Consider the following 14,609-nt stretch of genomic DNA (forward strand, 5'->3'; position numbering starts at 1 on the left):
GGATGGCTGGTCGAGGGCGGGCGCGCGGACCCGGGGTCCTGGGGCTCTGTCTGCTGCTCGTCTCGCTCCTCGGCTGTCTGGTCGGCTGCGGCGGGCGGGCCACGTCGGACCAGGCGAAGGCCGATGTGCAGCGGGTCCTCGACCGGCGGGCCGCCGCGGTCCTGGACCATGACCAGGGTGCCTACGCGGCCACCGGCGCCGCCACCGGGTACGCCGCGGTGCGGGCCGTTCCGCTGGCGGCCTGGTCGTACCGCGTGACGGCGCTCCACCGCAGCGGGGACACCGCCACCGCCGACGCCGAACTGAGCTACCGCGTCGACGGCTACGACAAGGCCCCGGTGACCACGGCCCGCGTGCTGCGTCTGACCCGTGACGGGGCCGGCCGGTGGTCGGTGGCCTCGGACAAGCCCGCGACGAAGGCCGGTCAGCAGCTGTGGGACCAGGGCACGGTGCGTGTCGTACGGGGCGCGCACAGTCTGGTGCTGGGGGTCGGGCAGTCCGAGGCGCGGCTGCGGTCCTTCGCCGACCTGGCCGACGACGCCGTCCCGGAGGTCTCGGCGGCCTGGGGCACCGGCTGGGCGGGGCACCTCGTCGTCCTCGTACCGAAGTCGCTTGAAGGCATGGCGGGGCTGCTCGGCTCGCCCGCCTCCTCCTACCGGGGGATCGCCGCGGTCACCACGGGCGAGACGGGCGGCGGGGCCTGGACGCCCGCGGACCGGATCATCGTCAACCCGGACGCGTACGGCATGCTCGGCCGGGTCGGCCGGCAGGTGGTCCTCACCCACGAGGCCACCCATGTCGCGACCCGAGCGCACACCAACGCGGCCACCCCGCTGTGGCTGTCCGAGGGGTACGCCGACTGGGTGGGCTACCGCGGCACCGGCCGTACCCCCGCCGAGGTCGCCCCGGAGCTCCAGCACGCCGTCACGGACGGCGCCGTCCCGGCGGCGCTGCCCACCGACGGCGACTTCGGCTTCTCCGGCGACGCCGACCGGCTCGCCCAGGCGTACGAGGGCGGCTGGCTGGCCTGCCGGATGATCGCCGAGCGGTGGGGCGAGGTGAAGCTGGACGCGTTCTACCGGGCCGTGGGGGAGCACCGGGAGCGGCCGGGGGCGGTGGAGGGCGCGCTGAAGAGCGTGCTGGGCACCTCCCTCGCGGAGTTCACCGCGGACTGGCAGGGCTATCTGAAGATTCAGCTCGCCTGAGTCAGCTGCTCGATCGCCTCGCGCAGCCAGGCTCGCTCCGCCTCGCCCGTCGCCCGGGCGACCCGCAGCATGCCCTGCCGGAACAGGTCCCCGGTCTCCTCCGCCCGTACGGGCTTGCCCTCGGCGTAGAAGAAGCTCGTGGGCGTCTCGAGGAAGTCCAGCCGGCGCCGTAGGACGGCTGCCTGCTCCCCTCGGTCGGGCAGGTGCCGCAGGAACGCCAGGACCGTGTTGAAGCGGACGTGGTCGGTGATCTCCGGCTGCCGGGGGTGACGGAGGCGTTCCAGCAGGTCCGCCCGGCCCTCGTCGGTGAGGGAGAGCACCCGGCGGGGGGCCGCGCCCGCGCCGTCCTCCCGGTGCTGGTCGAGCTTGCCCGCGGTGACGAGACGGGTGATCGCCGGATAGAGCGCGCCGTCGCTGACCGGGCGGACATGGCCGGTCAGCGCCTTGATCCGCTCCTTCAGCTCATAGCCGTGCAACGGCTCTTCGGCCAGGAATCCGAGGATCGACAGCTCGAGCATGGCCCTCCCTTGCGGACACGATGACGCCATGCTACCTCTTATCGAGCTACCTCGTTTAGAGGTAACTCGACAAGAGGCAATCCGTTCGGAGGCAGCGCGTTCGGAGCTGCTTCGTTCGAGGGGGATCCGTCATGACCGCTCATCGCACGCAGCTCGTCTCGCTCGCCCGCCCCGTCTACTTCTCGCTGCTCGCCTCCGTCGCCGCCGGGATCATCAACACGGTCTGGGTGTCCCGGCTCGGCGGGCCCGCGGTGGCCGCCGTCGCGGTCGCCACCAACGCCGAGAACGTGCTGCTCGGGGTCGCGCTGGTCTTCGCCTCCGGGACGACGGTGCTGGTCGCACACGCCAGAGGGGCACGGGACCCGGGGGCCCTGCGGGCGGCCGTGCGGGGCGGCTGGGCGCTGTGCGCGGTGGTCACGCCGGTCGTCGCGGGCGGGGGCTTCCTGCTGCGTGAACCGCTGGCCCGGCTGGTCCTCGGCGGGCACGGCGGCCCCGCCCTGCCCCTCGCCGTCTCCTACTTCGCGATCTCGATGCCGGGCATCGCCGTCTTCTTCGGCCAGCAGCTCGTGGACGGCATCCTCAAGGGGGCCGGGGACACCAGGACCCCGATGCGGCTGGCGCTGCTCGCGAACGGTCTGATCCTGGTCTGCGACCCACTGTTCATCCACCGCTACGGCGTCCGGGGCGCCGCCGTCTCCACGGTGCTGTGCCGTTGCGTGGCGCTCGGGGCCGGACTGCTGGCGCTGCGGCGCGACGCCGTGCTGCGGACGGCCGCCGGGGTGGCGCCCGCGCTCTCCACCGGCGCCTCGCTGCGGCGCACCCTGACGACCGGGCTGCCGATGTCGGCCGACTTCACCCTGCGCCAGGGCGGCGCGCTCGCCCTGGTCGCCGTGGTGGCCCGGCTCGGCGTGACGGCGGTGGCCGCCTACTCGATCGCGTACAAGGTCATGTACGTGGCGACCATGGCCTTCTACGCCGTCCGCCAGGCCGCCTCCATCCACACCGCGCACACCCGGGGCGAGGGCCGGGAGGAGCGCCGGGCGATCGGGCGGCAGGCCGTGCTCGTCTCCGGGACCGTCGGCCTCGCGGCGGCCGTGCTGCTGTGCGCGACGGCCCCCTGGATCATGGCCGCCTTCGGCGCCGGGCCCGCCGTGGCCCGTGAGGGCGTGCTGTTCCTGCGCTGTGCCGGGCCGTATCTGCTCCTCATGGCCGGGTTCATCGCCCTGGGCGGGGTCTTCGAGGGAAGCGGGGGCGCGCCCGTGCTGCTGCGGGTGACCGTGCTCGGCACGGCCGTCCAACTGCCGTCGGCGTACGCGCTGTCGGGGCTCGGGCTGCCGGGGGTGTGTCTGGCGCTGGCGCTCGGCATGGCGGTGCAGTGCCTGGTGGTGGGGGTGGTGCTGCGGCGGGCGTGGCCCGGGCGTCAGGGCGAGACCGCGGGCTCGCTGGTGCGGGCGGCCTGACCGGCCGGGGGAGCGGGGACGGCGCCCGGCACCGTCGAGCGCCACAGCCGGACGGCCGCGACGATCGTGGCGGCCACCAGCAGGCCGTTGCGCAGGAACAGGAGGCTGACGCCGAGCGGGCTGCTCGTGACGACGTCCGCGAAGAAGACGGGGAACTCCAGCACCGTCACGAAGGACGCGGCCAGGACCAGGACGGCGGGCAGGGCCATACAGCCGGCACGGAAGCACAGGCAGACCGCCGCGAGCCCGATCAGCCACACCAGGTACTGCGGGCTGATCACCCGGCTGGTGACGGTGAACAGCAGGACCGCCGTGAACGCCGCCTCCGCGAGCGTCTGCGGCGCGAAGCGCCTCGCCGTCAGCCGCCACAGCAGCAGCCAGCCGAACGTGACCGCGGTCAGCCCCAGGGCCACGTCGCTCACCACGCCGACGTACGGGCCGAGGAACTCCAGCGAGCCGTAGTTGAGCAGCACCCGGCCCTGCCAGCCGAACTGCCGGGCCACATGCAGGGCGAGCGCGCCCAGCGACTCCACCTCGGTGCCCCGGTCGCGCTGGAAGGTCAGAAAAGCGAAGGCGCCGGGCATGGTCAGGGCGAACAGCGCGGCCAGCGCGCCGACGGTCACCACCGCCGCGCCCCAGGCCCGCCTGCGCACGGCGCCCGCCAGCAGCAGCACGGGCCACACCTTCAGCAGCACCGCGAGACCCGTCAGCGCGCCCATCATCCGGGGCCGCCGGACGCCGGCCACCAGCGCGGCGACCGCCACCGCCGTCACCATCACGTCGTAGCGGGAGTAGACGGTGGGGCCTAGCAGGGGGACGCCCGCCACCCACATCCAGGCGCCGCGCAGCGACCGGCCGGGGCGCAGCCCCGTGTTCAGCAGCAGCATGAGGACGGCCAGGTCGGCGAGGAAGGCCAGGACGAAGAAGGCCGACGCGTAGTCGAGGAAGGGCAGCAGGCCGGGGGAGAGGATCGCGAGGGCGGCGGCGGGCGGGTACTGCCAGGTGACGTCGGCGGCCGGGAACGTGCCGCCGCTCAGCACCTCGTACCAGCCCTGATAGGTGACGGAGATGTCGCTGGTGACGTCCGGGCCGGGGAAGAGGAACACCTTGAAGACGAAGAGCAGCAGCGCGAGCCGGGTCACGCCCCAGGTCGTCAGCAGGCATGTCAGGGGCCGTCCCGCGGCCGTCGTCTCCATGGCCCACATGATCTCCCGCGGGGCTGTGAAGCGCGGTCGGGCGCGGCTGTGAATGGCGTTTGGATAAGGTCGGCTGCGATGCACAAGACCCTGATCGTGACGAACGACTTCCCGCCCCGCCCGGGCGGCATCCAGGCGTTCCTGCACAACATGGCGCTCCGGCTCGACCCCGACCGACTCGTCGTCTACGCGTCCACCTGGAAGCGTTCACGCGAGGGTGTCGAGGCGACGGCCGCCTTCGACGCCGAGCAGCCCTTCACCGTCGTGCGGGACTCCACGACGATGCTGCTGCCGACGCCCGGGGCGACCCGCAGGGCCGTCGGGCTGCTGCGGGAGCACGGGTGCACGTCGGTGTGGTTCGGGGCCGCCGCGCCGCTCGGGCTGATGGCGCCGGCGCTGCGCAGGGCGGGCGCCGAGCGGCTGGTGGCCACCACCCACGGGCACGAGGCCGGGTGGGCGCAGCTGCCCGCCGCCCGGCAGCTGCTCGGGCGGATCGGCGAGAGCACGGACACGATCACCTACCTCGGCGAGTACACCCGCTCGCGGATCGCGACCGCGCTGAGCGCCGGGGCGGCCGGGCGGATGGTGCAGCTGCCGCCGGGCGTCGACGAGAAGACCTTCCACCCGGGGTCGGGCGGCGAGGAGGTGCGGGCGCGGCTCGGGCTGACCGACCGGCCGGTGGTGGTGTGCGTGTCGCGGCTCGTGCCGCGCAAGGGCCAGGACACGCTGATCCTCGCCATGCCGCGGATCCTGGCCGCCGAGCCGGAGGCGGTCCTGCTGATCGTCGGGGGCGGGCCGTACGAGAAGGATCTGCGCAGGCTCGCCCACGAGCGCGGGGTGGCGAACGCGGTGCGCTTCACCGGTCCGGTGCCCTGGTCGGAGCTGCCCGCCCACTACGGCGCCGGGGACGTCTTCGCGATGCCGTGCCGGACGCGACGGGGCGGACTGGACGTCGAGGGGCTCGGGATCGTCTATCTGGAGGCGTCGGCGACCGGGCTGCCCGTCGTCGCCGGGGACTCGGGCGGGGCGCCCGACGCCGTGCTCGACGGGGAGACGGGGTGGGTCGTGCGGGGCGGTTCCCCGGCCGACGCGGCCGAGCGCATCGTCGCCCTGCTCGGGGACGCGGAGCTGCGCCGCCGGATGGGGGAGCGCGGGCGCGCCTGGGTGGAGGAGAAGTGGCGGTGGGACCTGCTGGCGGAGAAGCTGAAGACGTTGCTCTAGCTTTGGCGACCGACAACTTTGGCGACCGACAACCGCGGCCGGGTGAAGGGGCATTCGAAGCCGTAGGTCACCGACGGCTCGCTGGTGCCGGGCGCCAGCGCGGTGAACCCGTTCGTCACCATCACCATCACCGTCACCGCCCTCGCCGAACGCACGACGGCGCGGGTCCTCGTGGAGGACACCGCGCCATGACGCTTCGTCAGGAGATGCTGAACAGCCGCTACCTGGCGTAGATCGCCTCGATCTCGCCCGCGTAGTCCTTCGCCACGACATTGCGCTTGAGCTTCAGCGACGGCGTGAGGTGGCCCGAGTCCTCCGTGAACTGGGCGGAGAGAATACGGAACTTCCGCACCGATTCCGCCTTCGACACCGCGGCGTTGCCGTCGTCGATCGCCGACTGGATGGCGGCCTGAAGGTCGGCGTCCCCGTGCAGCGACGCAGCGGTCGAACCCGCCGGCTTGCCGTGGTCGGAGGCCCAGCGGCCCAGGAACTCCTCGTCGATGGTGACCAGCGCGCCCACGAACGGCCGTCCGTCGCCCACCACCATGCACTCCGCCACCAGCGCGTGCGCCCGGATCCGGTCCTCGATCACGGCCGGCGCGACGTTCTTGCCGCCCGCGGTGACGATGATCTCCTTCTTGCGCCCGGTGATCCGGAGGTAGCCGTCCTCGTCGAGGGTGCCGATGTCACCGGTGTGGAACCAGCCGTCGGCCAGCGCCTCGGCGGTCGCGGCCGGGTTGTTCCAGTACTCCTTGAAGAGGTGCTCGCCGTGCAGCAGCACCTCCCCGTCGTCCGCGATCCGCACGACCGAGCCGGGCAGCGGCTGACCGACCGTGCCGATCTTCTGCCGGTCCCAGGGGTTGAAGGCGGTGGCGGCGCAGGACTCCGTCAGGCCGTAGCCCTCCAGGACGGTGAAGCCGATGCCGCGGAAGAAGTGACCGAGGCGCTCGCCCAGCGGGGCGCCGCCGGAGATCGCGTACTCGCCCTTGCCGCCGAGGACCGCGCGCAGCTTGCTGTAGACGAGCCGGTCGAAGACCTTGTGCTTGATCTTCAGCTTCAGCGGCGGGCCCGCCGGGAGCTCCAGCGCCTTGCTGTAGGCGATCGCGGTGTCGGCCGCCTTGTCGAAGATCGCGCCCTTGCCGTCCGCCTGCGCCTTGGCGCGCGCCGAGTTGTAGACCTTCTCGAAGACCCGCGGCACGCCCAGGATGAGCGTCGGGCGGAAGGCGGCCAGCTCGTCGGTGAGGTTCTTGATGTCCGGGACGGTGCCCAGCTTGATCGGCGCCATCATCGGGGCGATCTGCACCAGCCGGCCGAAGACGTGCGCGAGCGGGAGGAAGAGCAGCACGCTGCACTCGCCCGTGCGGAACAGCGGCCGCAGCCGCTCCACGACGTTCCCGCACTCGGCGAAGAAGCTGCGGTGGGTCAGCACACAGCCCTTGGGGCGGCCGGTCGTACCGGACGTGTAGACGATGGTCGCCGGGTCGTCGGCCTTGGCCTGCGAGCTGCGCTCCTCGACGACCGCGTCGGAGACGTCCCTGCCGAGCCGCCCGAGCTCCTCGACACCCCCGGCCTCGATCTGCCAGACGTGCTTGAGCGCCGGCAGCGACTCGCGCACCGACTCCACGGCCGCCGTGTGGCTGTCCAGCTCGACGACGACGGCGGTCGCGCCCGAGTCGGAGAGGATCCACTGCACCTGCTCCGGGGAGCTGGTCTCGTACACCGGCACGGTGACCGCGCCGGCGCACCAGATCGCGAAGTCGAGCAGCGTCCACTCGTAGCGGGTGCGCGACATCAGGCCGACCCGGTCGCCGGGCTGGACGCCGGAGGCGATGAGGCCCTTGGCGGCGGCGTGCACCTCGGCCAGGAAGGCGGTGGCCGTCACGTCCTGCCAGACGCCGCCCACCTTGCGGGCGATGACGGCGACGTCGGGATGCTGCGCGGCGTTTCTGCGGACGATGTCGGTCAGATTGCCGTCCGCAGGGACCTCGTACAAAGCCGGAAGGCTGAACTCGCGCAAGACTGCTGCTCCTCATAGGGCGCCGGCGCCACGACGTTGTGTGCTGCGACGATGCGGTCCAAGGCTCGGGACTGTGCTCGGGACCTCGGCGGATCTCGATGGTTGAAATCCTGAGCACGACTGGACTGCCCGGACGTTACCCGTCGGTATGGCGTCTTCGACAGGGGGGTCCGGCGAGATGTTCGCTGCGTCACACAGATTGGTGTTTCCCGGCCGACAGTAGTCCACCGCTTTACTGACTGGCCAGTAACCGGTATCCCGATCGCCACTGTTCACGTATGCCGCACACGCCTACCCTTGATCGCCATGGCATCCACACCGCCCGGAAACCGCCGGACACGCATCCACGTGGTCAGCGACGTGCACGGCAACGCGCGCGAGCTGGCCCGGGCCGGAGAGGGCGCGGACGCACTGATCTGTCTGGGCGACCTGGTCCTGTTCCTGGACTACGCCGACCACTCCCGCGGGATCTTCCCCGACCTCTTCGGGGTGGAGAACGCCGACCTCATCGTCGAACTGCGCACCGCCCGCCGCTTCGAGGAGGCCCGTGAGCTCGGCGCCCGGCTGTGGGGCGGCATCGGCGGCGACCGGGCGGCGCTGATCGAGCAGGCGGTCCGCAAGCAGTACGCCGAGCTCTTCCCGGCGTTCCCGAGCCCGACGTACGCCACCTACGGCAACGTCGACATGCCGCGGCTGTGGCCCGAGTTCGCCGGGCCCGGCACGACCGTCCTGGACGGCGAGCGGGTGGAGATCGGCGGCCGGGTCTTCGGCTTCGTGGGCGGTGGTCTGAAGACCCCCATGCGCACGCCGTACGAGATCAGCGACGAGGAGTACGCGGCGAAGATCGAGGCCGTGGGCGAGGTGGACGTGCTGTGCACCCACATCCCGCCGGAGGTGCCGGAACTCGTCTACGACACCGTGGCCCGCCGCTTCGAGCGGGGCAGCCGGGCGCTGCTGGACGCCATCCGCCGCACCCGGCCCCGCTACGCGCTCTTCGGGCACGTCCACCAGCCGCTCGCCCGCCGGATGCGGGTCGGCGCGACCGAGTGCGTGAACGTGGGGCACTTCGCGGGCAGCGGGAAGCCGTGGGCGCTGGAGTGGTGACCGAGCGACGACCCGACGCCGTCCGGACGGTCTCCTGACTCCGGGTGACGGCGGCAGGTCGGGCGCGCGGTAGCCTTCACGCTGCACACACGTGCGCGGCGGCTGGCGCACGGTGTCCTCTTCTCTACCTTTACCGGCCCGCATCTGGAGGAGCCACAGCGATGGCGGAACACACCAGCTCGAGCATCACGATCGAGGCGGCACCGGCTGAGGTCATGGCGGTGATCGCCGACTTCGCCCGCTACCCGGACTGGACCGGAGAGGTGAAGCAGGCGGAGGTCCTCGAGACCGACGGGCAGGGCCGCGCCGAGCAGGTCCGCCTGGTCATGGACGCCGGAGCCATCAAGGACGACCAGGTCCTCGGCTACACCTGGACCGGCGAGCACGAGGTGTCCTGGACGCTGGTGAAGTCCCAGATGCTGCGCCAGCTCGACGGCTCCTACCTCCTCAAGGCGGCCGGCGCGGGCGCCACCGAGGTCACCTACCAGCTGACCGTGGACGTCAAGATCCCCATGCTGGGCATGATCAAGCGCAAGGCCGAGAAGGTCATCATCGACCGCGCACTGGCCGGCCTGAAGAAGCGAGTGGAGTCGGGCGAGGCCGGCTTCGAGGCGCCCGGGAAGTAGCGCCGGCCGCGGGACCCGGGAGTCGGCGGGTACGGGGGCGGGGCGAGGAGGTCGGGGGGCTGCCCCGACCTCCGTTACGGTTCACCCTCATGCGCACCATCCTGATCACCGGCCCTGGCGGCAGCGGACGCACCACCGTGGCGGCCGCCACCGCACAGCGCGCGGCAGCGGAAGGCACCCGCACCCTCGTCCTCAGCGCCGACCGCACCGACACCCTCGGCGCGGCGCTCGGAGTGCGCACCGGGGCGAGCCCCGTCCCGGTCGCCCCGCGCCTCACCGCCTGGCGCCCCGACGCCACCGCCGGCTTCCGGGACGACCTCGCCGGTTTCCAGGACCGTGCCTCCACCGTCCTCGACCTGCTCGGCGCCTCCCGGCTCGACCCGGAAGAGGTCACCCCCCTCCCCGGCGCCGAGGAGCTGACCCTGCTGCGCGCGCTGCGGGACGCCGCCCTCGCCGACGGCGGTGACCTGCACGAACTCCTCGTCGTCGATCTGCCGCCGGTCTCGCAGGCCCTCGCCCTGCTGGCCCTCCCGGAGGAGCTGCGGCGCTATCTGCGCCGACTGCTCCCGCCGGAACGACAGGCCGCCCGCGCCCTGCGCCCGATGCTCGGCCGTCTCGCCGGGGTGCCGATGCCCGCCGAGTGGCTGTACGAGACGACCGCCCGCTGGGACATGGAACTGGCCGCCGTCGCGGCCGTCCTCGCCGACCCCGGTACCGCCGTACGCCTGGTCGCCGAGCCGGGACCGGCCGGCGCCGACGCCGTCCGCGACGCCCGCCTCGGCCTCGCCCTGCGCGCCCTGCCCGTCGAGTCGCTCGTCGCCAACCGCGTCCTGCCGGAGGCGGCGGGTGACGACGGCCTGCTCGGCCGGTTCGTCACCCAGCAGCGCAAGACCCTGGGGGAGTGGGGCGAGGCGGCCCGTCCCGTCGCCCACCTCGGGTACGACCCCCGCGGCGCCGACGACCTCGCCGCGCTCGCCGTGCCCGCCGTCAACCCGGCGACCTCCCCGGTCGAGTGGCCCGTGGCCGACCGGCTCGCCGAGGACGGCGTGCTCGTCTGGCACCTCCCGCTGCCCGGCGCCATACGCGACGAGCTCGACCTCATCCGGCGCGGCGACGAACTCGTCGTCACCGCCGGGCCGTTCCGTCGTATCGTCGCGCTGCCCTCCGTGCTGCGCCGCTGCACCGTCGACGGCGCCGCGCTGCGCGACGGCGAGCTGTGCGTGCGGTTCGCGCCGGATCCCGGGCTGTGGCCGCGCACCCACTGAACGGCGTTCCGCCGTTCGGGTAACGTCGTAGGGACGAGCCGTCATCAGGCGTCGTCGACCAGGAGTCACAGGAGTCCGCCATGAGCGAAGAGCGCCCCACGCCCGACGCCGCCGGGGAGCCCGCCGGGACATCAGGGTTCGACGAGCAGCCCCGCGCGACCGACGCCGACGCCTGGGCCACCGCCGCCGCCGAGGACCTGGCGGCGGAGAAGGCCCGCCGCCGTGCCCAGGACGACCGGCCCCCGGGCTCGGCCGCCGAGGAACTGCGCAAGCTCGTCGACGCCGTCGGCGACAAGCTGTCCTCGCTCCAGTCCCCGCTGCTCGGGGCGGTCGCCGGACCGGCCGCCCAGCAGGTGGTCCGCCAGGTCGTCGAGCAGGCCAAGGCCGCCGTGGAGCCCGTCATCGAGCGCAACCCGGACGTCTTCGACCACCTCGCGGCCGCCGGCACCGAACTCCTCGCCGCATACCGCTCCGCCGTCCAGACCCAGGAACAACGCTGGACGACGGGATCGAAGGACCCGGGGAACACCCCGCGCGATCAAGGTCGCGACGGCGACGACACCGGTCCCGGCCAGCGCATCGACTTGGACTGAAGCCCTCCGGGGGCAGGGCCTCGGGTACGGTTGGCCGTAGCGGGGCTCGACCGAAACTGAGGGATTCATGGGACTCACCATCGGCGTCGACATCGGCGGCACGAAGATCGCGGCCGGCGTGGTCGACGAGGAAGGCAACATCCTCTCGACCCACAAGGTGCCGACCCCGGGCACGCCCGAGGGCATCGTGGACGCCATCGCCTCCGCCGTGGAGGGCGCGCGTGCCGGGCACGACATCGTCGGTGTCGGCATCGGCGCCGCCGGCTATGTCAACCGCCAGCGCTCGACGGTCTACTTCGCGCCCAACATCGACTGGCGCCAGGAGCCGCTCAAGGACGAGGTCGAGGCCCGCGTCGGTCTCCCCGTCGTGGTGGAGAACGACGCCAACGCCGCGGCGTGGGGCGAGTACAAGTTCGGCGCGGGCAAGGGCCACCGCAACGTCATCTGCATCACCCTCGGCACCGGCCTCGGCGGCGGCATCATCATCGGCAACAAGCTGCGCCGCGGTCACTTCGGCGTCGCGGCCGAGTTCGGCCACATCCGCATGGTGCCGGACGGTCTGCTGTGCGGCTGCGGCTCGCAGGGCTGCTGGGAGCAGTACGCCTCCGGCCGCGCCCTCGTGCGCTACGCCAAGCAGCGTGCCAACGCGACCCCCGAGAACGCCGAGATCCTGCTGTCGCTGGGCGACGGCAACCCCGACGGCATCGAGGGCAAGCACATCTCCATGGCCGCCCGCCAGGGCGACCCGGTAGCGGTCGACTCCTACCGCGAGCTCGCCCGCTGGGCCGGCGCCGGTCTCGCCGACCTCGCCTCCCTCTTCGACCCGTCCGCCTTCATCGTCGGCGGCGGTCTCTCCGACGAGGGTGAGCTGGTCCTCGACCCGATCCGGAAGTCGTACAAGCGCTGGCTGGTCGGCGGCAACTGGCGCCCGGTGGCCGATGTCATCGCGGCCCAGCTGGGCAACAAGGCGGGCCTGGTGGGGGCGGCGGACCTGGCAAGAGAACCCGACCCGATCATGTAGTCGTACTGCGCATTGCTGCATATCGCGTCAACACGGGGGCCGCTCGCGGCCCCCGTTCGCTTTTCCGGACGTACGGGACGCGGCGGCGTATCTTGATCGCTATGCCGACGACCTCGCCGCTACCCAACTCCCGCACCGAGCCCGACGGTTCGGCCGTCATCCGGGTCCTCAGCTACAACATCCGCTCCCTGCGGGACGACACCGGGGCCCTGGCCCGGGTCATCACGGCCTGCGCCCCCGACCTGACCCTGGTCCAGGAGGCACCCCGCTTCTTCCGCTGGCGCAAGAAGCTCGCCCGACTCGCGGCCGCCTCCGGCCAGGTGATCCTCACCGGCGGCGGCACGGCGGCCGGCCCGGCGGTCCTGTGCTCGCTGCGGGCGACCGTCGAACGCACCGAGGACCTCCTGCTGCCGCTCACCCCCGGCGAGCACCGCCGGGGCCTCGCGACCGCCGTGGTCCGCTTCGCCGGTGCCCGGCTCGGCGTGGCCGGCTGCCACCTCGGTCTGACGGCCGCCGAGCGCTACGAGCAGGCGGGCATGCTGCTCGACCGTCTCGCCGGGATGGGCGTGGAGCACGCGGTCGCGGGCGGCGACATCAACGAGAGCCCGGGTGGCCGCACCTTCGGCCGCCTGGCCACCGCGCTCCAGGACTGCCGCGCCGTCGCCCCGTGGGGCGCCGAGGACAGCTTCCCGTCCACCGGGCCGGACCGCCGCATCGACGGGATCTTCGTGACCAAGGGCGTGGAGGTGCTGGGCTGCGGGGTGCCCATCGGGCTCCCCGGAGTCACCGGGAGCGACTTGAGGGCGGCCACGGACCACCTTCCGGTCCTCGCCGCCCTCAGGATCCCCGCGGACCGGCCCTAGACGACCGCTCCCCGCCCCGGATCCCCGTCCTCCTCGTCGTCCGTGCGCATCCGCATCACCAGTGTGGCGAAGCCGCCGAGGAAGCCGCCGATGCCGACGGTCGACAGCCACCACGTCATCTCCCAGCCCAGCAGTACCGCGAGCAGGAGCAGCAACGGCCCGCCGATCACCCCGAGCCAGGCGAACTTGGCCGTGGTGTCGGCGGCGGGCAGCGGCGGCGGCTCCGGCGGGACGAAGTGACCCTCGTCGTCCCCGTCGAAGTCCTCCTCCGCGGCCTCGGGCGCCGTGTGGTCGCGCGGGCCGACACCGGGCGCGAAAGCGATCGAGCCGCCCAGCGGCTTGGCCGGTTCCTTCTCCTCGCCGGACTCCTTGGCGGGGTCCTTCACTGAGTCGTTCGCGGGGTCCTTCGAGGGGTCCTTCGCGGGTTCCTGGTCGGATTCCGCCCCGGACTCCTCGTCGTTCGTCCCGACCTCGAGCAGCGCCAGGTCCTCGACCGACTTGAACGGCTTGGCGCCCGGCGGGTCCGCCGGTTCCTCGCCGTATCCCGCGACGATCGCCGCCCACGCGGCGGCCTCGTCGAAGGGCACGCTCTGCTCCTCCGACGCGCGGCCCTCCCGGCCCTCCGGGCCGTCCCGCTCGTCCCGGTTCTCCCGGTCCTCACGGTCGGAGTCGTGCTCAGCCACCTACGGCCGTCCCTTCCTTGCCGACACTGGGCGCGATCCGGGCGATGAACGCGTAGCTCTCCTCGAAGATCCGGTCCGCATCGTGGTCCAACGTTGCCACGTGGTAGCTCTGTTCCAGCAGGATCTCGGTCACGTCGGTCGACGACACCCGGCCGAGCACCCGCGCCGAGTCGGCGGCCGGTACGACATGGTCCTGGACGCTGTGCAGAAGCAGCAGCGGCTGGGTGACCTGCGGCAGTTCGCCATCGATCATCCGCAGGAAGGTGCGCAGGGAGTGCGCCGAGTGCAGCGGCACCCGGTCGTACCCGCTCTCCAGCACGCCCTCCTTGGCGATGTCGCTGGTGATGCCCTTCGTCGTCCGGACGAGATGGCGGGCCACCGGAAGGGCGTACGCGGACAGGCCGTGCACCCTGTTCGCCGGGTTGACGACGATGACGCCCTCCACCCCCTCCCCGTGCTTCGCGGCGAGCCGCAGGGCCAGCGCGCCGCCCATCGACAGGCCGGCCACGAACACCCGGGAGCACCGGTCGCGCAGGGCGCGCAGCTCGCGGTCCACCTCCGCGTACCAGTCCGGCCAGCCGGTCAGCGCCATGTCCTCCCAGCGCGTGCCGTGTCCCGGCAGCAGCGGCAGCGAGACGGTCAGGCCCTGCCCGGCCAGGTAGCGCGCCCAGGGGCGCAGCGACTGCGGGGAGCCGGTGAAGCCGTGACAGAGGAGCACCCCGACCTCTCCGCCCTCATGGCGGTACGGCTCGGCTCCAGGAAGGACCGGCACCTCGGTCTCCTGTCTTCGTCTGTTCTTCGTGGGAGGGACGTGTCCTTCACCGTACGCGACCGCAC

14 protein-coding genes are annotated in these 14,609 nt (G+C 72.8%); 9 read left to right on the plus strand and 5 right to left on the minus strand.

The window, feature by feature from the left end:
* The first annotated feature begins 2 nt into the window (after window positions 1-2).
* On the plus strand, window positions 3-1,205 hold the full coding sequence (locus tag OG933_RS31415; RefSeq protein ID WP_405630169.1) for a hypothetical protein: 1,203 nt from the start codon (window positions 3-5) through the stop codon (window positions 1,203-1,205).
* Here OG933_RS31415 and OG933_RS31420 read toward each other — a convergent pair.
* Window positions 1,193-1,723 carry a PadR family transcriptional regulator gene (locus tag OG933_RS31420; RefSeq protein ID WP_362272446.1) on the minus strand — a complete coding sequence of 177 codons (531 nt, stop codon included), beginning with the start codon at window positions 1,721-1,723 and terminating at the stop codon, window positions 1,193-1,195. The two genes, OG933_RS31415 and OG933_RS31420, sit on opposite strands and share 13 nt — an antisense overlap.
* A 131-nt stretch (window positions 1,724-1,854) precedes the next feature.
* Here OG933_RS31420 and OG933_RS31425 point away from each other — a divergent pair, with 131 nt between their 5' ends.
* Complete coding sequence (locus tag OG933_RS31425; RefSeq protein WP_405630172.1) at window positions 1,855-3,183, plus strand: MATE family efflux transporter; 1,329 nt, start codon at window positions 1,855-1,857, stop codon at window positions 3,181-3,183.
* Here the strand turns inward: OG933_RS31425 and OG933_RS31430 are convergent.
* On the minus strand, window positions 3,144-4,379 hold the full coding sequence (locus OG933_RS31430) for a glycosyltransferase 87 family protein (protein WP_405630175.1): 1,236 nt from the start codon (window positions 4,377-4,379) through the stop codon (window positions 3,144-3,146). The two genes, OG933_RS31425 and OG933_RS31430, sit on opposite strands and share 40 nt — an antisense overlap.
* 78 nt (window positions 4,380-4,457) lie before the next feature.
* Between OG933_RS31430 and OG933_RS31435 the strand changes: the two genes are divergently transcribed.
* Window positions 4,458-5,600: a glycosyltransferase family 4 protein gene (locus tag OG933_RS31435; protein WP_362528011.1), complete on the plus strand. Its 1,143-nt coding sequence runs from the start codon at window positions 4,458-4,460 to the stop codon at window positions 5,598-5,600.
* A gap of 220 nt (window positions 5,601-5,820) precedes the next feature.
* Here the strand turns inward: OG933_RS31435 and OG933_RS31440 are convergent, their stop codons facing one another.
* Complete coding sequence (locus OG933_RS31440) at window positions 5,821-7,617, minus strand: AMP-binding protein (RefSeq protein ID WP_362528008.1); 1,797 nt, start codon at window positions 7,615-7,617, stop codon at window positions 5,821-5,823.
* Window positions 7,618-7,965: 348 nt separating this feature from the next.
* Here OG933_RS31440 and OG933_RS31445 point away from each other — a divergent pair, with 348 nt between their 5' ends.
* The 6 genes from OG933_RS31445 to OG933_RS31470 all read left to right on the plus strand — a co-directional run bounded on the left by OG933_RS31445 (window position 7,966) and on the right by OG933_RS31470 (window position 13,089).
* On the plus strand, window positions 7,966-8,721 hold the full coding sequence (locus OG933_RS31445; protein ID WP_362528189.1) for a metallophosphoesterase: 756 nt from the start codon (window positions 7,966-7,968) through the stop codon (window positions 8,719-8,721).
* 161 nt (window positions 8,722-8,882) lie between these two features.
* Window positions 8,883-9,347 (plus strand): SRPBCC family protein, encoded by a 465-nt coding sequence (locus OG933_RS31450; RefSeq protein WP_362528004.1) that lies wholly within the window; start codon window positions 8,883-8,885, stop codon window positions 9,345-9,347.
* An 89-nt stretch (window positions 9,348-9,436) separates the two neighbouring features.
* Window positions 9,437-10,612 carry an ArsA-related P-loop ATPase gene (locus OG933_RS31455; protein ID WP_362528001.1) on the plus strand — a complete coding sequence of 392 codons (1,176 nt, stop codon included), beginning with the start codon at window positions 9,437-9,439 and terminating at the stop codon, window positions 10,610-10,612.
* 80 nt (window positions 10,613-10,692) lie between these two features.
* A complete protein-coding gene (locus OG933_RS31460) occupies window positions 10,693-11,205 on the plus strand; it encodes a DUF5304 domain-containing protein (protein ID WP_267020358.1) in 513 nt (170 codons plus the stop codon).
* A gap of 67 nt (window positions 11,206-11,272) precedes the next feature.
* Window positions 11,273-12,226 (plus strand): ROK family glucokinase, encoded by a 954-nt coding sequence (locus OG933_RS31465; RefSeq protein ID WP_020129975.1) that lies wholly within the window; start codon window positions 11,273-11,275, stop codon window positions 12,224-12,226.
* Window positions 12,227-12,327: 101 nt separating this feature from the next.
* Window positions 12,328-13,089: an endonuclease/exonuclease/phosphatase family protein gene (locus OG933_RS31470; RefSeq protein WP_362527997.1), complete on the plus strand. Its 762-nt coding sequence runs from the start codon at window positions 12,328-12,330 to the stop codon at window positions 13,087-13,089.
* On the opposite strand, the gene OG933_RS31475 is transcribed toward OG933_RS31470, so the two are convergent.
* Both OG933_RS31475 and OG933_RS31480 read right to left on the minus strand, forming a co-directional pair.
* Window positions 13,086-13,772 carry a hypothetical protein gene (locus OG933_RS31475; RefSeq protein WP_405630181.1) on the minus strand — a complete coding sequence of 229 codons (687 nt, stop codon included), beginning with the start codon at window positions 13,770-13,772 and terminating at the stop codon, window positions 13,086-13,088. The two genes, OG933_RS31470 and OG933_RS31475, sit on opposite strands and share 4 nt — an antisense overlap.
* Window positions 13,765-14,544, minus strand: a complete 780-nt coding sequence (locus OG933_RS31480; RefSeq protein WP_327182579.1) for an alpha/beta fold hydrolase — start codon at window positions 14,542-14,544, stop codon at window positions 13,765-13,767. Before OG933_RS31480 ends, OG933_RS31475 begins: the two co-directional genes overlap by 8 nt.
* Window positions 14,545-14,609: the final 65 nt, after the last annotated feature.

This window comes from Streptomyces sp. NBC_00016 (genome assembly GCF_045040885.1).
Classification (GTDB): domain Bacteria; phylum Actinomycetota; class Actinomycetes; order Streptomycetales; family Streptomycetaceae; genus Streptomyces; species Streptomyces coriariae.